The organism is Breoghania corrubedonensis (assembly GCF_003053845.1).
GTDB classification, from domain to species: Bacteria; Pseudomonadota; Alphaproteobacteria; order Rhizobiales; family Stappiaceae; genus Breoghania; species Breoghania corrubedonensis.
Map to the genome: position 1 here is coordinate 1535501 of NZ_QAYG01000001.1, position 17773 is coordinate 1553273.

19 protein-coding genes are annotated in these 17773 nt (G+C 62.4%); 7 read left to right on the forward strand and 12 right to left on the reverse strand.

The features are described from left to right. Positions 1-33: 33 nt before the first annotated feature. A complete protein-coding gene (locus C8N35_RS06730) occupies positions 34-588 on the reverse strand; it encodes a DUF2585 domain-containing protein (protein WP_107988761.1) in 555 nt (184 codons plus the stop codon). A gap of 198 nt (positions 589-786) precedes the next feature. Between C8N35_RS06730 and C8N35_RS06735 the strand changes: the two genes are divergently transcribed. Then, entirely contained in the window at positions 787-2376 is a 1590-nt protein-coding gene (locus tag C8N35_RS06735) for a gamma-glutamyltransferase family protein (protein ID WP_107988762.1), read from the forward strand. A gap of 5 nt (positions 2377-2381) precedes the next feature. On the opposite strand, the gene gluQRS is transcribed toward C8N35_RS06735, so the two are convergent. After that, positions 2382-3284: a tRNA glutamyl-Q(34) synthetase GluQRS gene (gene gluQRS, locus C8N35_RS06740; protein ID WP_107988763.1), complete on the reverse strand. Its 903-nt coding sequence runs from the start codon at positions 3282-3284 to the stop codon at positions 2382-2384. Positions 3285-3464: 180 nt separating this feature from the next. On the opposite strand from gluQRS, the gene C8N35_RS06745 reads away from it, so the two are divergent. Further along, entirely contained in the window at positions 3465-4037 is a 573-nt protein-coding gene (locus C8N35_RS06745; RefSeq protein ID WP_245926683.1) for a DNA-3-methyladenine glycosylase family protein, read from the forward strand. 39 nt (positions 4038-4076) lie between these two features. Beyond that, positions 4077-4469 (forward strand): MAPEG family protein, encoded by a 393-nt coding sequence (locus C8N35_RS06750; protein WP_107988765.1) that lies wholly within the window; start codon positions 4077-4079, stop codon positions 4467-4469. A gap of 52 nt (positions 4470-4521) precedes the next feature. Here the strand turns inward: C8N35_RS06750 and phbB are convergent, their stop codons facing one another. Beyond that, on the reverse strand, positions 4522-5250 hold the full coding sequence (gene phbB / locus C8N35_RS06755) for an acetoacetyl-CoA reductase (RefSeq protein ID WP_107988766.1): 729 nt from the start codon (positions 5248-5250) through the stop codon (positions 4522-4524). A 124-nt stretch (positions 5251-5374) separates the two neighbouring features. Then, positions 5375-6559 (reverse strand): acetyl-CoA C-acetyltransferase, encoded by a 1185-nt coding sequence (locus C8N35_RS06760; protein WP_107988767.1) that lies wholly within the window; start codon positions 6557-6559, stop codon positions 5375-5377. A gap of 443 nt (positions 6560-7002) precedes the next feature. On the opposite strand from C8N35_RS06760, the gene phaR reads away from it, so the two are divergent. After that, positions 7003-7617: a polyhydroxyalkanoate synthesis repressor PhaR gene (gene phaR, locus C8N35_RS06765; RefSeq protein ID WP_107988768.1), complete on the forward strand. Its 615-nt coding sequence runs from the start codon at positions 7003-7005 to the stop codon at positions 7615-7617. Between the two features lie 164 nt (positions 7618-7781). Here the strand turns inward: phaR and C8N35_RS06770 are convergent, their stop codons facing one another. Next, on the reverse strand, positions 7782-8216 hold the full coding sequence (locus C8N35_RS06770; RefSeq protein WP_107988769.1) for a GlcG/HbpS family heme-binding protein: 435 nt from the start codon (positions 8214-8216) through the stop codon (positions 7782-7784). Between the two features lie 131 nt (positions 8217-8347). On the opposite strand from C8N35_RS06770, the gene ggt reads away from it, so the two are divergent. Further along, positions 8348-9940 (forward strand): gamma-glutamyltransferase, encoded by a 1593-nt coding sequence (gene ggt / locus C8N35_RS06775; RefSeq protein WP_107988770.1) that lies wholly within the window; start codon positions 8348-8350, stop codon positions 9938-9940. Here the strand turns inward: ggt and C8N35_RS06780 are convergent, their stop codons facing one another. From C8N35_RS06780 to mtgA, 4 genes are all read right to left on the reverse strand, one after another. Next, positions 9941-10294 (reverse strand): hypothetical protein, encoded by a 354-nt coding sequence (locus tag C8N35_RS06780; RefSeq protein WP_146177355.1) that lies wholly within the window; start codon positions 10292-10294, stop codon positions 9941-9943. Positions 10295-10600: 306 nt separating this feature from the next. Further along, positions 10601-11026, reverse strand: coding sequence for a hypothetical protein (locus C8N35_RS06785; protein WP_107988772.1), 426 nt, complete (start codon positions 11024-11026; stop codon positions 10601-10603). Positions 11027-11275: 249 nt separating this feature from the next. Continuing rightward, positions 11276-11461 carry a 50S ribosomal protein L32 gene (gene rpmF, locus C8N35_RS06790; protein WP_107988773.1) on the reverse strand — a complete coding sequence of 62 codons (186 nt, stop codon included), beginning with the start codon at positions 11459-11461 and terminating at the stop codon, positions 11276-11278. Positions 11462-11615: 154 nt separating this feature from the next. Next, a complete protein-coding gene (mtgA, locus tag C8N35_RS06795; RefSeq protein WP_107988774.1) occupies positions 11616-12320 on the reverse strand; it encodes a monofunctional biosynthetic peptidoglycan transglycosylase in 705 nt (234 codons plus the stop codon). 363 nt (positions 12321-12683) lie between these two features. Between mtgA and C8N35_RS06800 the strand changes: the two genes are divergently transcribed. Both C8N35_RS06800 and C8N35_RS06805 read left to right on the forward strand, forming a co-directional pair. Then, positions 12684-13535, forward strand: coding sequence for a polyprenyl synthetase family protein (locus C8N35_RS06800; protein ID WP_107989135.1), 852 nt, complete (start codon positions 12684-12686; stop codon positions 13533-13535). 195 nt (positions 13536-13730) lie between these two features. Beyond that, a complete protein-coding gene (locus C8N35_RS06805) occupies positions 13731-14081 on the forward strand; it encodes a hypothetical protein (RefSeq protein WP_107988775.1) in 351 nt (116 codons plus the stop codon). Between the two features lie 26 nt (positions 14082-14107). On the opposite strand, the gene C8N35_RS06810 is transcribed toward C8N35_RS06805, so the two are convergent. The 3 genes from C8N35_RS06810 to mtaB form a co-directional block, all read right to left on the reverse strand. Continuing rightward, positions 14108-14710, reverse strand: a complete 603-nt coding sequence (locus C8N35_RS06810) for a septation protein A (RefSeq protein ID WP_107989136.1) — start codon at positions 14708-14710, stop codon at positions 14108-14110. A gap of 135 nt (positions 14711-14845) precedes the next feature. Further along, positions 14846-16336: a signal recognition particle-docking protein FtsY gene (ftsY, locus tag C8N35_RS06815; protein ID WP_107988776.1), complete on the reverse strand. Its 1491-nt coding sequence runs from the start codon at positions 16334-16336 to the stop codon at positions 14846-14848. A gap of 178 nt (positions 16337-16514) precedes the next feature. Beyond that, the gene (gene mtaB / locus C8N35_RS06820) at positions 16515-17771 is read right to left on the reverse strand and encodes a tRNA (N(6)-L-threonylcarbamoyladenosine(37)-C(2))-methylthiotransferase MtaB (RefSeq protein ID WP_107988777.1); all 1257 of its coding nucleotides are present in this window, start codon (positions 17769-17771) and stop codon (positions 16515-16517) included. Positions 17772-17773 lie beyond the last annotated feature (2 nt).

Below are 17773 nucleotides of genomic sequence, written 5' to 3' on the forward strand. Positions count from 1 at the left end.
GGCCCATGAATGAGAGCGGCATGGGGCCAAGCCCTAGCCAGCCTGCCATGTCCGGATCGCGTCGACGGGATGGACGAGCATGATCACGTTCAACGTGAGATTGTCCCGGATCACCCACAATGCCAGCAGTTCCAGAACGATAGCGATGGCAACGGAGAACCACACCGGCATGCGGGCGGCGAACAGGAAACCGATCAGCATGAAAAGAATGTCGCAGACCGAGTTGAGCACGCTGTCGCCGGTATAGCCGACCGCGATGGTGGCCTCGCGGTAGCGATCGATGATCCACGGGCTGTTCTCCACGATCTCCCATGCGGCTTCGATAACGAGTGCTATCAGAGCCCTGCTCCCGAGCGGACGGGAGCGCAGCAAGAGCCACAGTGCTGCGTAGAACAGAAGGCCGTGAATGAAGTGGGACGGCGAGTACCAGTCGGCGATGTGCTGAGAATTGCCGGCAAGATCCGCAGGCGGTGACCACAGACGCACATAACCGCATTCGCAAATGGGGATCCGGCCCATGGCGAGCAGGATAATGGCGGTGGCGGCCATGATGGCAATGCCTGCGATCCAGTAGTTGCGAGCCGTCATGAATCGTTTCCCGTAAAATCGGCCTGAAGCCGTCACCCTGGCCCGTGCCTGCTATCATATCGGTGCCCGAGCAATGCATGCTTTACGGCTAAGATGCTATTCCCGATTTCGGGTTTCACCGGATGACGTAGCTGGTGCATAGATGGAACCCGCCAACGACTGACGCTTCAGGCCCAGGCTGCGTACCCGGAGATTTTCATGGAGACGATCACTTCGACCGCCGGCATGGTGGTCGCGCCACATAAGGCTGCCGCGAAAGCCGGCGCCGAAGTGCTTCGCGCCGGCGGAACGGCGGTCGACGCCATGATAGCGGCTGCCGCCACGATCGCGGTGGTCTATCCGCATATGAACGCCATCGGCGGCGACGGCTTCTGGCTGATCGCGCCGAAGGGCCGGGACCCCTGGTATATCGATGCGTGCGGTCCGGCCGGTCGAAACGCCTCCATCGAGGCTTACCGCAACGCAGAGTGCGAGACTGTTCCCACCCGGGGGCCGCTTTCCGCACTCACCGTTCCTGGTACGGTCGGCGGATGGGCCAAGGCCTACGAGATCGCCATGCATCTGGGCGGTGGATTGCCCGTCGGCGAATTGCTCGCCGATGCGCGGCGGCGTGCGCGCGAAGGTATAGTGGTGTCGCGCAGTCAGGCCGCGTTGACAGCCGAAAAGCTTGCGGAACTCGAAAACCAGCCCGGGTTCGCGGGGATCTACCTCTCGGACGGAAAACCTCCTGCGGAGGGCGCCGGCCTGCGTCAGGAGCGCCTTTCCGATACGCTCGATCATCTTGGCCATGCGGGGTTCGACGATTTCTACCGGGGCGACGTAGCGGCGACGCTGGCCAATGATCTGGAGGCGTTCGGCTCGCCGGTCACGCGGGCCGACCTGAAGGATTTCGAGGCGCGTGTGCGCTCTCCGCTCCAGACGCGGATCAAGACCGGGCAGCTGTTCAATTCCGCTCCGCCCACCCAGGGTCTCGCCTCTCTCATCATTCTTGGTCTCTACGATCGGCTCGATGTGAGCCGGGCCGAGAGTTTTGATCATATCCATGGTCTGGTCGAGGCGACCAAACGGGCCTTTCTCGTGCGAGACCGGGTCGTGACCGATCCTGCGCACATGGAGGTGAATCCTGCCGATTTCCTCGGGGCGGACTGGCTTGATCGCGAAGTGGGCAAGATCGAGCGCCGCCGAGCCGCGCCCTGGCCGGAGCCGGCGAGCGAAGGCGATACGGTCTGGCTCGGAGCCATCGACGCGGCGGGCAATGCGGTCTCGTTCATCCAGTCGATCTACTGGGAGTTCGGGTCGGGCTGCGTGTCGCCGCACACCGGAATTCTCATGCAGAATCGCGGTGCAAGCTTTTCTCTCGATCCGGATGCGTTGAACCCGCTGCAGCCGGGGCGGCGACCGTTCCACACACTCAATCCGGCACTGGCGCGCCTCGATGACGGGCGGACCGTGGTCTACGGCACCATGGGTGGCGAAGGCCAGCCGCAGACCCAGGCCGCGATCTTCTCCCGAGCCATCATGCACGGACAGGACATCAGCGTGGCCATTGATGCGCCGCGCTGGCTGCTTGGCCGTACCTGGGGCGACGAGACGACATCGTTGCGTGTCGAAAGCCGTTTTGATCCCGATCTGGTAACGGCGCTGGAACGGGCGGGACATGAGGTCGTGGTGATGAAGGACGCGTATTCGGACACGATGGGTCATGCGGGCATGATCGTTCGCGGTGCCGACGGGCAATTGCTCGGGGCGCATGATCCGCGGGCCGACGGGGGCGCCGTGGCAGGTTGAGATTCTCAACCGCCAAGGATCAGGTCGCTCAGTCCTCCGTCCGCGAAACCGACCATAAGCCGAATATCGGACGGTGTTGCTCCCCTTTCCCGCAGTTCGGCGATGCTGGTGGAGGCGACCGACTTGGAGAGCTTGCGTCCCGCGGGATCGAGGACAAGTCGGTGATGGTGATAGGCGGGCACCGGCAGGCCGAGAAGCTCCTGAAGCAGACGGTGGATGGCCGTGGCATTGTAGAGATCGCGGCCGCGGACGACTTCGCTGATGCCCTGCAGCGCGTCATCGACGACGACGGAGAGATGATAGCTCGTCGGCGTTTCCTTGCGCGCGAGAACCACGTCGCCCCAGGCAAGTGGATCCGAAACGATTTCCTCCCCGTGGCCGCTCCCCGTTTCGTGCCAGCGGGGAGCCTCGCCGAGGTGTGCGAGGGCGGCAGCCGTATCGAGCCGCATTGCCTGCGGTTCCCGGCCAAGCCTGCGTCTTATTTCGGCGGGCTCCAGAATCGCCTCATCGCCGGGAAAGAGCGGGCCTCCATCCGGGTCACGCGGCCACGGCTTCCCCGTGGCCGCGGCCTTTGCAGCCGCCTCGCGGATCTCGCGACGGCTCGCCACGCTGCGGCGGATGAGGTTCATCTCGTCGAGCCGTCTCAACGCTTCGCCATAGGCATCGAAATGCTCCGATTGCCGGCGAACAGGCTCTTTCCATTCAAGTCCCAGCCAGGAAAGATCGCGGCAGATCGCATCCTCGTATTCCGTGCGGCAGCGGGTGGTATCGATATCCTCCATGCGAAGCAGCAGGCGTCCCTCAGCACGTTCGGCGTGCGCCTGATTGAGCAGGGCGGAATAGGCATGGCCCAGATGCAGAAGGCCGTTGGGCGAGGGAGCGAAACGCAAGATCGGGCGCTTGGTCATTGAGGGTCCGAATGGAATCATGGTCCAGAGGGATGGCGCGTGGTCCGGCGTGTACGATCGCTACATGGGATATCACAACGCCGCCGGGAACCGGATCGCAGAAAGGTCGCCGTGAAAACGATAGCCACCGAAGCGGATATCAGGAAGGGGCTTGATGCCCTGCTTGCGATCGATGCGCGGTTGAAACCGATCGCGGATGTGGCCGGCCCACTGCCTCTGCGCCGCCGCCCGGCCGATCTGAAAGGGTTGGCCCACATTGTGGTGGGCCAACAAGTCTCGATCGCAAGCGCGGCCGCTATCTTTTCGCGGCTGGAGGCGCTGGTCGATCCATTCGACGCCGCAACGCTTTCCGCGCATGATGATACCGCCCTTGCCGTGGCCGGGCTTTCACGGCCGAAGATCCGCACTCTGCGAGCCATCTGCGCGGCAATGGACGACGGGCTCGATCTTGCTGGTCTCGCGGATGCTTCCGCGACCGAGGCTCACTCCCGGCTCTGCGCAATTCCCGGCATCGGGCCATGGTCGGCCGACATATTTTTGCTGTTTTGCGCAGGACATGCGGACATCTTCCCCACCGGCGATCTGGCCTTGCGCGAGGCGTTGCGCGTCGCCTTCGGACTTGATACGCGGCCTGCGATAAAGGAAGTTGCCGTTATGGCCCTGGCTTGGCAGCCATGGCGTGGTATCGCTGCGCGGCTTTTCTGGGCCTATTACAGAACCTTGCGCAAGGGCAGAGACGTGTTCCCGATTTGAGTCCTCGCGCTTGAGCCCGGCGCGGGATTGAGAGGAAGAATGATGTCGCTACCCGTCACAACCTGGCTTGTCGCAGGCCTTGCGGTTCTTTTTCTGGTTCTGACAGCTCGCGTCATTCAATTTCGCATCGCAGGCAAGGTATCGCTTGGCGATGGCGGTGACCCGATTCTTCACCGCGTCATTCGTGCCCAGGGCAATCTGGTCGAAACGGCACCATTCTTCATCCTGCTCGTATTTCTCGCCGAGTTGCAAAGCCCCGCCACGTGGCTGCTTGGCGTGCTGTCCGGGCTCTTCCTTGTCGGACGCGTGATGCACGGATTTTGTCTGGCATTTCTGAAGTCGAACATGCCGCTTCGTACCGGCGGCATGCTCCTGACCCTCCTGCCGATGGCGGCGATGATTGTCGTCGATCTGGCAATCGTCCTGCGCTAGAAAATATAATGGCGCTGATCTGCAACTGTGCCAGCTAATCGGGAATGTATACCTAGCCGTTGGCGATGTACTGGGCACCGTTGATCGTGAGGACGGCGCCAGTCATGAAGGCGGCGGCGTCGGAGGCAAGGTAGACCGAAAGCCCGCCGATCTCTTCCGGGTGACCGAGGCGCCCGGCGGGAATTGTGGAGATGATGCTCTCCAGCACCTTTTCCGGCATCGCGGCAACCATGTCCGTGTTAATGTAGCCAGGGCAGATGGCGTTGACGGTTATCCCCTTGCGGGCGTTCTCCTGCGCCAGCGCCTTGGTGAAGCCGATCACACCGGCCTTGGCGGCGGAGTAGTTCGCCTGCCCCATCTGACCCTTCTGGCCATTGATCGAGGAAATGTTGATGACACGTCCGTGGCCGCGTTCGCGCATGCCTTCGATCACCGGCCGGGTCATGGCGAACATGCTATCCAGATTGGTGGACAGAACCTCGCGCCACTGTTCCCATGTCATCTTGTGGAACATGCCGTCACGGGTGATGCCGGCATTGTTGACGAGAACATCGACAGGCCCGAGGTCTGCCTCGACCCTGGCAATGCCCTCGACGCATTCCTCGGGATGCGACACATCCCATTTGTAGACATGGATTCCCGTCTCGGCCTTGAACGCCTCGGCCTTTTCCACGTTGCCATGATACGTTGCGGCAACAGTGTATCCTGCATCCTTCAACGCACGCGAAATCGCTTCCCCGATACCACGCGTGCCACCGGTGACCACTGCAACTGAACTCATGATTTCCCCCTGACCTAGTCCTCACCGCGCGCGCCTTATCGATGCGATCGCGCTTACTCTCCCAGCCGAAGACACAGCCTAAATAAAAGGGCGGGATGTGATCACCCCGCCCTTGGTCTTAGTGTCAGGCACTTTCCAGGCACATGGCGATACCCATTCCGCCGCCAATGCAAAGGGTCGCAAGGCCCTTCTTGGCTTTGCGTCGTTTCATTTCGTGCAGGAGAGTGACGAGAATACGCGTGCCGGAGGCGCCGATGGGATGACCGATGGCGATCGCCCCGCCGTTCACGTTGACGATGTCGGGGTTCCAGCCCATGTCCTTGTTGACCGCGCATGCCTGTGCCGCGAAGGCCTCGTTGGCCTCCACGAGGTCCAGGTCATCTACTGACCAGCCGGCCTTCTCGAGAGCCTTGCGCGATGCCGGGATCGGACCGGAACCCATCACCTTCGGGTCGACGCCGGCGGTTGCCCACGAGGCGATGCGCGCAAGCGGTGTCAGTCCGCGCTTTTGCGCTTCCGACGCGCTCATCAGAACCACGGCGGCCGCACCATCATTGATGCCCGAAGCGTTGCCTGCTGTAACCGTCCCTTCCTTGTCGAAGGCGGGCCGGAGTTTGGCGAGGCCTTCGATCGTCACGCCGTGTCGGATGTATTCGTCATCTTCGACGATACGCTCCGCCTTGCGTTCCTTGATCGTGACGGGGACGATCTCGTCCTTGAACCTGCCGGCTTTCTGGGCCGCTTCGGCCTTGTTCTGCGAGGCTACGGCAAGTTCGTCCTGCTGGGCGCGAGTGATCTGCCACTGGCTGGCGACGTTCTCCGCGGTGGTGCCCATGTGATAGCCGTTGAAGGCATCCCACAGGCCGTCCTTGATCATCGTGTCGACCATCTTGAAGTCGCCCATCTTGTAGCCGCCGCGCATGTAGGCGCAGTGCGGTGAGAGCGACATGGATTCCTGTCCGCCGGCGACGACGATCGAGGCGTCTCCGTTGGCGATCTGCTGCATGCCGAGCGCGACGGTACGCAGCCCCGAACCACAGACCTGATTGATGATGAGCGCGGTGGCACTATCGGGAATGCCGGCGGCGATCGCCGCCTGGCGGGCCGGGTTCTGGCCCTGGCCGGCGGTCAGTACCTGGCCGAAGATGACCTCGTCCACATCACTCGCCTCGACGCTTGCCCGTGAAAGGGCTTCGCGAATGGCGACCGTGCCGAGCTCATGCGCAGGGGTATTGCCGAAGGCGCCGTTGAAGGCGCCAACCGGCGTGCGCGTTGCGCTGACGATGACGATATCCGTACTTGCGTCCATGGAATCTCTCCGCTTTGGGCATTCCTCGCCGCGACGGCCGGGACAATGTGGTTCCGGGCGATGGGCGGGATGCTATTGTCAGGAATACTGCCCTTACGATGTCCGAAGTCAACCGCTCGTCTGGCAGGGGCGACGAAAGGGGAGACGAAAAGCCGATAATCGGGGCAAGTGCCCACCGCTTTCGCAGCAGCGAGAAAAAGCGGTGGTGAATCCGAGGACGTTTGGCATATCGTGGTGTCACAGGGGGAGACAGGATGGATGCCCGGCGAAAGAGCGGCGTCTGTCCCGTGCCTAGAGCATATTGGCGTCGGAACGAGACGGGTCGGCGACAATGATCATGCTCCTGTGAATACTCGGGAGCGAGTTCGTGTCTTTCGGATTCTTTCAGTTCGCGGGACATCCGCTCCGGCATTCAACGTGCGCGCAACAACGCGGTAGGCAATATGGCTAAGAAAGACGGACCGACCACGATCAAGAAGTACGCCAATCGTCGGCTCTACAATACGGGCACCAGCACCTATGTCACGCTGGAGGACCTTGCACTGATGGTGAAGAGCGGCGACGACTTCCAGGTCTTTGACGCCAAATCGGGCGAGGACATTACCCGTTCGGTGCTCACGCAGATCATTTTCGAGCAGGAAGCGAAAGGGCAGAATCTGCTGCCTGTCACATTCCTGCGGCAACTTATCCGTTTCTACGGCGATCAGATACAGACCCTTGTGCCCAGCTATCTGGAATACTCCATGGCATCGCTCACAAAGGAGCAGAACAAGCTTCGCGAGCAGATGTCCCAGACTTTCGGAACATCGGCCTTCGACATGATGGAGGAGCAGGTGCGCCGTAACACAGAAATATTCGAGCGTGCCATGCACATGTTCATGCCGTTTCCGGGCGGTGCCGATGCTGCAAGGGAGGGTGAGCCTGCGGGCGAAGCCGCCGCGACATCAGGCACCAAGGATGCGGGGCGAGCCGAGGAAAAGGGCGATCTGAATGCCCTGAAGCAGCAACTCGCCGACATGCAGAAAAAGATCGACGATCTGGCCAAGCCGAAAGGCTGACATGTGCCAGGCGGCTCCGGCCGCCTCCGGCTTTGGCACAGCACTGTGCAGCCGGATTCCGGGGCATCGCAAGCGCGTCCGCTCGCGTTGCCCCGGCCCTGACGGGATCCAGCATCGTATCTGCGTTTAAGCCGTTTCGCTTGAACGCTAACGGTTTTTGCGCGTCAGGCTCCGGTGTCGGCGACAAGGCCGGCGGCATGGATGCCGGCGACGGCACATGCCTCGTCGTTGTCGGAGGTGTCGCCTGTGATGCCGACGGCGCCAAGAGCCTTTCCCTGGCCATCGCGGATCATCACGCCACCGGGAACCGGGATGATCGAGCCGCCGGAAGCGCCATTCAAGGCCTGGATGAAATGCGGGCGGCTCTCTGCATTCGCATTGAGCCAGCGCGTGCCTGTGCCAACAGCAAGCGCGCCGTAGGCTTTGCCGTAGGCGATCTGGGGACGCATGATCGATGACCCGTCCTGACGGACAAGCGCGGTCAGGTGCCCGCCGGCATCGAGCACCGCAACGGTGATTGGTTTGATCTTGAGGTCGGCCGCCTTTTCCATGGCGGCGTTGATGATCGTCTGGGCGGTTGCTAGCGACAGGTCCGTCATGGTCTTCAGCCTTCGAAAGAGTGTGAGTTTCGCAACAGGTATCCTGATCTAGCAGGACGAGACCCGTGGGAAAACGAGTACTGCGGAAAAACAGCCGTTCACCAACGGCGCAAAACAAGCCTGGAGGGTTCATGCATCGCAACTTTCAATTGCCCGGACGTTCGCCCGTCCACGCCCGCACGGCGGTCGCCGCCACGTCCCATCCGTTGGCCACCTCGGCGGCTCTTGATGTGTTGCGGAGCGGCGGCAATGCGGCAGATGCGGCAGTTGCCGCCCTCGCCGTGCAATGTGTGGTCGAGCCGCACATGACGGGTATCGGCGGCGACTGCTTCGCGATTGTCGCCGAGCCCGACGGGACGGTGCGGGGTCTCAACGGATCCGGTCGCGCGCCCGCGCAGGCGACGCCGGAACGTTTGAGCGAGGCGGGGCTGCGGGAGATCGCCGACGATTCCATCCACGCCGTCACAGTGCCCGGTGCGATCAAGGCGTGGGAGACGCTGCTCGCCTCGCACGGGTCCTGGTCAATGGCCCGGGTTCTCGCCCAGTCGATCGACTATGCGGAAAACGGCTTTCCGGTTGCCCCGCGGGTTGGCAGCGACTGGGCGCGGCTCGTCGGGCTTCTTCAGCGTGACGAAGGCGCAATCCGCCATTATCTCGTCGATGGCGAGGCGCCCGCGGTTGGCAGTCTGCATCGGCTTCCGGCGCTGGCGGAAACGTTGCGGGCGATCGCCGATCAGGGCGCTTCCGCGTTCTACGAGGGGCCGATCGCCGCGGAAATCGCGGCGACCGTGCGGGCAAAGGGTGGATTTCTCAGCGAGGAGGATCTCGCCGGCATCGACGTTGTTGCCGTCGATCCGGTCGCCTCAGACTATCGCGGTGTGACGATGCTCGAACTGCCGCCCAACGGTCACGGGGTTACAGCGCTGATCCTGCTTAATATTCTTGAGAACTTTGATCTCAACGGCCTCGATCCGGATGGTCCGGAGAGGTTCCATCTGGAGATGGAGGCCGCAAGGCTCGCCTATTCGATACGCGATCTGCATGTGGCGGATCCCGACGCGATGACTGTTTCGCTCAAGGACCTCGTCTCCAAGGAGTTCGCGGCCCGCCTCGCCGCTCGTATCGATCCTGCGGCTCGTATCGAGGGCTTGCCGACCGACATACTGACGCCGGATTCCGACACGGTCTATCTGAGCGTCGTGGATGGAGAGGGGATGGCCGTCTCCCTGATAAATTCGCTCTATTGCGGTTTCGGGGTCGGGGTCGCGACGCCGAAATCCGGAATCCTGTTACAGAATCGAGGCGCCTGCTTCCGGCTTCAGCCCGGCCATCCCAATTGCATCGGACCCCGCAAGAGGCCGCTTCATACGATCATTCCCGCGATGGCCCTCAAGGCGGACAAGCCGTGGTTGTCTTTCGGTGTCATGGGCGGCGCCTACCAACCCTGTGGTCACGCGCATGTCCTCGGCAATATCGTTGACTACGGAATGGACGTTCAGCAAGCGATCGATGCGCCACGAATCTTCTTCGACGGTATCGATGGTCCGCTTCTTGTGGAGGCCGCGATCGGGGAGGCGACGCGCGTCGGGCTGCGGGAGCGTGGTCACCGTCTCAACGACGTGGCGGCTCCGCTTGGAGGCAGCCAGGCGATTATGATCGGCGATGACGGCGTGCGTGTCGCGGGTTCGGACCCACGCAAGGACGGATGCGCACTTGGCTGGTGATCAGGCTGAACGGTTGAGGATCGAACCCGGCTTCAAATAGAACGTCGATCCGGCCGCCGTGGTGTAGGCCTGCGCCGAAGCGGCCGGTTCCGCCCGGCGGCGGGCGCGGGTCTGCGGCACGCCGGCATCCGTCGCGATCAGATGGGTGAGGAAGGCGGCATTGGCGCCGTAGTAGTGATAGCGGGCCGGCTCGCTGCCGGCATGGCTGGCAATGGGAACAAGAGCACGCCCCTGACTTTCAGGCGAGCCCTGGCGGTGCTGGCGACCATGATCGGCGTTCGACACGGGTTCGACCCGCCGGTGTCCACCAGCGTTCCATCCCGTATTTCCGCCCGGTCCGACCGGTGCCACCATGGGGTCCGCCTCCAGCTGTCCCGTTGCGGGACATGTGCCTTACGTCTCCATTTCCTTCCGCAAGTCGGATGCCAGTTGGTAACCATCTGTTAACCTTTTGTCCGAGCGCAATAGTTAATCCCTGCGAATCAGCGCTTTTCTTCGCCGATTTCGCCGTTTCATAGGACTTTGATGGAGGTCAGGGGGAGGGTTTCCGGCACGAAGACGCCGGCCGGTGGCACGTAAGTGCTCGGTTTCGAGACAAGTTTAATTAAAATGACACGGCCGGAGGGGGTTCCCCTCAGGCAGTTCGGCGCTTAAACGGAATCAGGACCGTTCTCCCGGTCCGAAGGCGATATCGCGTCGCGCGGCGTGGATTGCCACGGTGAAGCCGGCGATCATGTCGAGCAGCGATATCAGCAGAAGGATGAAAAACACTGATGTCGCGCCTTCGCGCACGACAAGGAATTCGACCAGATAGATGATGAAAACCAGGGCGGACAGGATGTGATCGATAACCGATCCGCGGCCGACGCGGGTTGCCTTGAGGATCTCGAAAAACAGTAGAAACAAGGCCGCCGCGATCATCAGATCGCCCAGCAGCAGGGACCAGCGCGCATCGGAGGGCAGGGGAATGGTGGCGACTGGCAAAACCCAGGAATTGCCAGGGTCTGTGCCGAAAAGGCCGAAGGCGATGATATTGTAGACGATCAATGGGGCAATGGTCAGCGGAACGTTGACGAAGAACGGCATGGGCAACCTCGTGCCTGGCTGAATGCAGTAGTCCCTTAACGTCTAAAGCAGTGTGCGGGTTCGACGGCAATCCGCCAATGGGTCAATCTCCGGCCCGCGGCGGGAATGCCCGGCTCCGCACTTTGTCACACCAGATGGGTCACACCAGATGGGTCACACCGGCTGGCGGACATGAAAAAGGCCGGCGAATGCGCCGGCCTCGATCATTGTTTCAGCGCTCGCAAGCGATCGCCTGAACTGACAGGATGCTCAGATGCTTTCCTTCGGTTCAAGGATCTGACGCCCGCGATACATGCCGCTCTTCAGGTCGATGTGATGCGGACGGCGAAGTTCGCCCGAATCCTTGTCCTCGACATAGGCCGGCTGCTTCAGGGCGTCCGCGGAACGGCGGAAACCGCGCTTCATGCGCGACGTCTTTCGCTTCGGAACGGCCATGTTCAACACTCCAATGGTCAAAGGCGGGCTAGGTCCAATCCGCTCTAAACGGGTTGGACATGCCTCGCCTGGAAGAATGGCGCGCTTTATACAGGCATCTCCGCGCCGACGCCACCCCGTTGCGCGATGTTTTTTCTGCTTGTCCTTGCGGCGGTCAGAGACAGTCCAGAAGATCGCGCCCGATGTTGGCTCTTCTGCGCACCGCGCGGGCATGGCCGGCATGTCGGCGCGATAGGTCTGTCGGGTCGCGGGCGATCGGATTGGGCAGGACGGTGGCAAGCCGCGCGGCCTGCGCCGCACTCAGTTTGTCGGCCGAGATGCCATAGTAGTGACGGGCGGCGGCCTCGATACCGAAAATGCCGTCGCCCCATTCCGCGACATTGAGATAGAGCTCCAGAATGCGCCGCTTGGAGAGGACCAGGTCGATCCACATCGCAAGTGGGATCTCCAGCGTCTTGCGCACATAGCTGCGCGAGGGCCACAGAAAGAGGTTCTTGGCAAGCTGCATTGTAATGGTCGAAGCGCCGCGCGCATCCTCGCCTTCCTCAAGCCGGGAAACCTGCTCCATGAGCGCACTCCAGTCGACACCGTCATGGACGCAGAAGCGCGCATCCTCCGATGCGATCACGGACCGTTGGAGCGTCGGCGATATCGCGTCGAGTGGTGTCCATATGCGCTCCACCTTATGTCCCGTCAAAAGACGGGCGAGCATCGGTGTGGAGACCGCCGGCAGGACCGCATAGACAAGCGTGACCAGCAACGGCAGAAGGGCGAGGAAAACGGCGACCTTGAAGAGAAGCCAGACAAGGCGCCGCCGAGCGGTCCTGCGACCGGACGCGCGTTTTGCAACGCCTGTCACCCTTTTTCGAAGCTGCGCGAGCCAGTCTCTTGCCGCCACCCCAGCTGTCCTTCCCGTTCGCGCCGTTTCGAGTTCCCGTCGACGCAATAGGGTCTTGTGCGGGCGCACGCGTCAAGGCCGAGGTGGATGGGAGTCGCCGTGATGCCGGGGAAAACTCCGCGCATTCCGTCGCGCTTGTTGTCATGAGCGAGTGTCGACCACCTTTTTCACGAGAAGCGGGACAGATTGACAGCGCCGCTGCTATCGGGCACTCCGAACTGCAGTCCCTGCACTCTTTTCGATCCGGTTCCGACACCCGTGACACGCGAACTCCCTGCCTCTTTCGCCGAAAGCCTCGCCGCCGCGGCGGCGCGTGTGGAGGTGATGCTCGATACGCTGCTTGGCGAGCAATTGCTTGCGGATGAAGTCGCCCGTCCGGGCAGGCTGATCGCCGCGATGCGTCATGCGGCGCTGGGTGGTGGCAAGAGGCTCCGGCCGTTCCTTCTGATCGAGGCGGCACGGCTCTTCGGCCGCGACGACGAGGGCGTGCTTCGGGCCGCGTGCGCTCTGGAATGCGTTCATTGCTATTCGCTCGTGCATGACGATCTGCCGGCCATGGACGATGACGACATCCGGCGGGGGCGACCGACGGTTCATCGTGCGTTCGATGAGGCGACGGCCATTCTTGCGGGCGATGCCCTTCTGACCTTCGCTTTCGATCTTCTCGCCGATCCCGCGACCGATGAGGATGCGGACCTGCGCGCTGGTCTGACGCTCGATATTGCACGCGCTTCCGGGCTCGGCGGTATGGTCGGCGGCCAGATGCTCGATCTTCTGGGAAGTGCCGTCTCCAGTGAAGAGGCCGATATCCGCTGCCTGCAATCGATGAAGACGGGCGCACTCATCCGGTTCGCGACGCGGGCGGGCGCGCGCATGGGCGGCGGTGGCGACAAGGATCTCGCCAGTCTTACCCGTTTCGGCGAAATCGCCGGGCTTGCCTTCCAGCTCGCCGATGATCTGCTCGACGTGATCGGCGATGCGGATGCGCTGGGCAAGGCGACCGGCAAGGATGCCGCGCTGGGCAAGGCGACGCTTGTGGAGCTTCACGGTGTGGAGTGGACGCAGGACACGCTCTCCGGCCTCGTTGCGGAAGCGGACGCGCTGCTGGAGCCTTACGGCGAGCGGGCAGACATCTTGCGCCAGACGGCGCGGTTCATCGCCGAGCGGCGAAGCTGAGCCGGCGATCCCTCGCCGCTTCTATTCTGTCCTGCCTGACCTTCCGAATTGACCAGAGACGCGGCGTCAATCAATAGTTAACTGATTGTTGCGACGATTCGCTGCCGAAATGGTCCAGAAGGACCGTTCGATCAGATTGGGCCGGGTGCCGGGGCAACGGCGCCTCGGGGGCTGTGACAAAGGCAGGAAGCCAATATGTCTCAGACGGTCGACAGGGTGACGGCACCCTTGCCGCTTGTAAAGGCGGCGGATCATTCCACGGATCACAATCCGAGGGAGCAGCCTCATTTCGAGCAACAGGACGATAGCGCGATGCACCCGCAAGCGGAGGGCAGCGTGCGCGAACCTGTTGAGGACGAAGAGCCAGCGGTGGTGCTCGATACCGGAGCGCATCCGGCCACGCCGCTTGGCGGGGTCGCCGCCTATCAGGCAACCGCCCGGCACGCCATCGAGGCGCTGGGACGTGACCCACTGCTGGAAGGCGATGAAGGGCACGATGCTGATGAGGAGGCAACGCCCTGGCGGCTCAGCAGCGATGATTCCTGAACGCTCAGGCGCCTCAATCGTGAATTTCAGTCTTTATTTTCGTCTCTCGCGCCCAGAGAGTGCCGGTTTATGAGCGGCAGCTGCGAGAGTGTGAAGATGAAGGTGATCGGCATGATGCCGAAGACCTTGAACGTCACCCAGAAATCCGTCGAAAAGTTGCGCCATATGATCTCGTTGAGAATGGCGAGGACATAGAAGAACAAGCCCCATCGGAACGTGAGCTTGCGCCAGCCCTCCGCATCGAGCCGGAAGACGCTGTCGAACACATAGCCTAGAAACGATCGTCCGAAGACGAGGCCGCCCAGAAGCACCGTTCCGAAGAGCACATTGACGATGGTCGGCTTCAGCTTGATGAAGAGATCATCATGCAGATAGAGCGTGAGGGCGCCAAAAACCAGCACGACGACACCGGTCACCAATGGCATGACCGGCAAGTGCCGTGTGAGCACATAGGACGCGACGAGAGAGATCGCGATCGCCACCATGAAGGCAGCCGTGGCGATGAAGATCGGTCCGCCCAGCGCGGCAAGCGCCGGAAACATGTCCGACAACTGAGCGCCGCGCGCATTGGCGAAAAAGAAAACGCCAAGGGGGCCCAGTTCCAGCACCAGCTTCAGAAGCGGGTTCATCTCGTCGCGTTTGCGATCGGGCGCGCTCGGGTCGTGTTCGAATTCCACGTTGGAAAGTCCCGTTCGTTGGTTGCCGCCCTTTGTTCCGCCTAGCAGTTTGATGCGGCGACGGCAATCGTGCGGTGAGGCCACACCCTAGTTTGTCATACCGGCAATTGCCCCTGCGAAATCCTTGGCGGTAAAGGGTTCCAGATCATCAATGCCTTCGCCGATACCGATGAAGTGAACGGGCAGGCCGTGCCTGGCTGCGATCGCCACAAGGATGCCGCCGCGGGCCGTGCCGTCCAGTTTGGTCATGACAAGGCCAGTAACGCCTGCCGTCCTGCCGAAGATCTCCACCTGACTCATGGCGTTCTGGCCGGTGGTGGCATCCAGCGTCAGAAGCACGGTGTGCGGTGCCTCTGGGTCATGTTTCTTTATGACGCGCACGACCTTTTCAAGTTCGGCCATCAGTTCGGCCCGGTTTTGCAGCCGGCCGGCCGTATCGATCAGCAAAACGTCGCAGGCCGCGTCCTTCGCCTGCTTCATGGCGTCGAAGACGAGGCCGGCCGCATCCGCGCCGATCGGGCGGGACACAACCGTGGAGCCGGTACGCTCGCCCCAGATCCTGAGCTGTTCGACGGCGGCGGCGCGGAAGGTGTCGCCGGCGGCCAGCATCACCTTTTTGCCTTCCCGGTTGAGCTTGGCTGCAAGTTTGCCGATGGTCGTGGTCTTGCCGGTGCCGTTGACGCCGACCAGAAGGACCACGTGGGGCTTGTGGCCGGTATCGAGGTCGAGCGGCCGTGCCACCGGAGCCAGGACCTTTTCGATTTCCTCGGCAAGGACCCGCCGCACTTCCTCTTCCGAGATCTCCTTGTCGTAGCGTCCCTCGGCCAGCCGTTCGGTGATTGTCATGGCCGTGTCGGCGCCGAGATCCGCCTGGATCAGCAGGTCTTCCAGTTCCTCGATCGTTTCCGCGTCGAGCTTGCGCTTGCGGAAGACGGAGATGATGCCATCGCCAAGCGCGGACGATGAGCGCGACAAGCCATCGCGCAGCCGTTGAATCCAGGAGCGTTTCGGCGCGGGTGTTTCGAGGGCGTCGGAGCTGAGGCCGGATGCCACGATCCCCAAAGTCTGAGGGGACGGTTCCGTCTCCACGACTTCGCCCGCCGATTCATCGCGTTGCGTCTCGTCGTGCCCGGAAGATGGCGTATCCGCTTCGGAAGTTTCCGGATCCGGGCTTTCCGGCTCCAGCGTCTCCGCGTCAACATCGGGTGTCTCGTCGTCGACAAATTCGACGACTTCGGAACCCGGGGGGGAGGGCTGAAGAGCGGCTTCGGTCACTTCGTCCGCAGCGTCGGTGCTATCGGGATCATCCACGGGCGCTTTTGCAGCGGCGGGGTCTGCGGAGATGGCCGGGGCAAGCGCGACGGGCATTACCAGCGGCTGGTTTGAGCCTACGCTCGCGTCGGCCTGGGCCGTCTCCGCGGATTCTGCCGCCTGACCCGATCCGGCGGGCAAGTCTTGCGCAACCTCTTCCTCGGAGGGGACGTCTTCCTCGCGCGCCTCGGGTTCGCTCTCCGGCGCTTCCTTCTTGCCGCCGCCGAACAACCGTCCGAAAAATCCGCGTTTCTCGCTCTCCGCCATGGAATTCCGTTCTTTCGTCAGGTCTTTGTCGCAGATGCAGGGTGTTGCCCGGAGCGTTAATCGCTCAGGCCCACCCGAATTGGGATATTTGACCCGGGGACCTGATTGTCACGATCCACTCCGTTTGTCATCCCGGATGCGGCCCGCACGCAGAGCGAGGTGAGGCCATTGCCATGCGTCATGCCGCCTCGGCCAGGAGGTGACGTCGGTTGTAGCCGGTGATCCGGGCGGTGACGATGGTTCCCGGCGCACCGAAGCCAAGTTCGGTTTCGGTGAACTGTTCCGTCCGTCCCAGTCCGTCCCGCTCCACAAGGATGCGGCGCGTTTGTCCGATCTCGCTGGAAAGATGGTGCGTGAGAGCGGCCTCGCCCGCCTCGCGCAGGCGGCCGGCGCGCTCCTTCACGATCATTCGCTCAAGCTGCGGCATGCGGGCGGCGGGCGTGCCCTTGCGGGCCGAGAACGGGAAGACGTGCAGATGCGTCAGGCCGCAATCCTCGACGATCCGCAGCGAGTTTTCGAACATCGCCTCTGTTTCGGTCGGGAAGCCGGCAATGATGTCGGCTCCGAAGACCACGTCCGGCCGATGTTGGCGGACTTCTTCGCAGAAGCGAATCGTGTCCTCACGCGAATGACGGCGCTTCATGCGCTTCAGGATCATGTTGTCGCCGGACTGCAAGGAGAGGTGAAAATGTGGCATCAATCGCTCTTCCTCGGCGATCGCGCGCATCAAGGCGGCGTCGGCCTCGATGGAATCGATGGAGGAAAGCCTCAGCCGTTCCAGGTCCGGTACCAGCTTCAATATCTTTTCGATCAGCGTGCCGAGTTGCGGCGCGCCGGGCAGATCGGCACCGTAGGAGGTGATGTCGACGCCGGTCAGCACGATCTCACGATAGCCGTTCTCGACGAGCCGACGGATCTGGCCGACCACTTCGCCCATGGGAACCGACCGTGAATTGCCCCTGCCGAACGGAATGATGCAGAAGGTGCAGCGGTGGTCGCAGCCGTTCTGCACCTGGACGAAGGCGCGTGCCCGACCCTCCAGCCCGTCAATCAGATGGCCGGCCGTCTCGCGAACGCTCATGATGTCGTTGACGATGACCTTCTCGTTTTCGTCGATACCGAAATTGGCGACCCGTTCGTAGGATCCGCGCTGAAGCTTCTCGGTGTTGCCGATGACGAGGTCCACCTCGTCCATGTCCGAGAAGGTCTCTGCCTCGGTTTGCGCGGCGCAGCCGGTGACGATGATGCGGGCGTCCGGGTTTTCGCGGCGTGCGCGGCGGATCTGCTGGCGCGCCTGGCGCACGGCCTCGCCCGTCACCGCGCAGGTGTTGACGAGAACGGCATTGTCGAGGCCGGCGGCTTCCGCCTCGCGCCGCATGATCTCCGACTCGTAGGTATTGAGCCGGCAGCCGAAAGTGAGGAGCTTGATGGTCATGG

Bases quoted from the DNA above. Each gene is read 5' to 3' on its own strand.
- C8N35_RS06730 (WP_107988761.1), bottom strand. From the start codon at position 588: ATGACGGCTCGCAACTACTGGATCGCAGGCATTGCCATCATGGCCGCC.
- C8N35_RS06735 (WP_107988762.1), top strand. From the start codon at position 787: ATGGAGACGATCACTTCGACCGCCGGCATGGTGGTCGCGCCACATAAG.
- gluQRS (WP_107988763.1), bottom strand. From the start codon at position 3,284: ATGACCAAGCGCCCGATCTTGCGTTTCGCTCCCTCGCCCAACGGCCTT.
- C8N35_RS06750 (WP_107988765.1), top strand. From the start codon at position 4,077: ATGATGTCGCTACCCGTCACAACCTGGCTTGTCGCAGGCCTTGCGGTT.
- phbB (WP_107988766.1), bottom strand. From the start codon at position 5,250: ATGAGTTCAGTTGCAGTGGTCACCGGTGGCACGCGTGGTATCGGGGAA.
- C8N35_RS06760 (WP_107988767.1), bottom strand. From the start codon at position 6,559: ATGGACGCAAGTACGGATATCGTCATCGTCAGCGCAACGCGCACGCCG.
- phaR (WP_107988768.1), top strand. From the start codon at position 7,003: ATGGCTAAGAAAGACGGACCGACCACGATCAAGAAGTACGCCAATCGT.
- C8N35_RS06770 (WP_107988769.1), bottom strand. From the start codon at position 8,216: ATGACGGACCTGTCGCTAGCAACCGCCCAGACGATCATCAACGCCGCC.
- ggt (WP_107988770.1), top strand. From the start codon at position 8,348: ATGCATCGCAACTTTCAATTGCCCGGACGTTCGCCCGTCCACGCCCGC.
- C8N35_RS06780 (WP_146177355.1), bottom strand. From the start codon at position 10,294: ATGGTGGCACCGGTCGGACCGGGCGGAAATACGGGATGGAACGCTGGT.
- C8N35_RS06785 (WP_107988772.1), bottom strand. From the start codon at position 11,026: ATGCCGTTCTTCGTCAACGTTCCGCTGACCATTGCCCCATTGATCGTC.
- rpmF (WP_107988773.1), bottom strand. From the start codon at position 11,461: ATGGCCGTTCCGAAGCGAAAGACGTCGCGCATGAAGCGCGGTTTCCGC.
- C8N35_RS06800 (WP_107989135.1), top strand. From the start codon at position 12,684: ATGCTCGATACGCTGCTTGGCGAGCAATTGCTTGCGGATGAAGTCGCC.
- C8N35_RS06805 (WP_107988775.1), top strand. From the start codon at position 13,731: ATGTCTCAGACGGTCGACAGGGTGACGGCACCCTTGCCGCTTGTAAAG.
- C8N35_RS06810 (WP_107989136.1), bottom strand. From the start codon at position 14,710: ATGAACCCGCTTCTGAAGCTGGTGCTGGAACTGGGCCCCCTTGGCGTT.
- ftsY (WP_107988776.1), bottom strand. From the start codon at position 16,336: ATGGCGGAGAGCGAGAAACGCGGATTTTTCGGACGGTTGTTCGGCGGC.
- mtaB (WP_107988777.1), bottom strand. From the start codon at position 17,771: ATGACCATCAAGCTCCTCACTTTCGGCTGCCGGCTCAATACCTACGAG.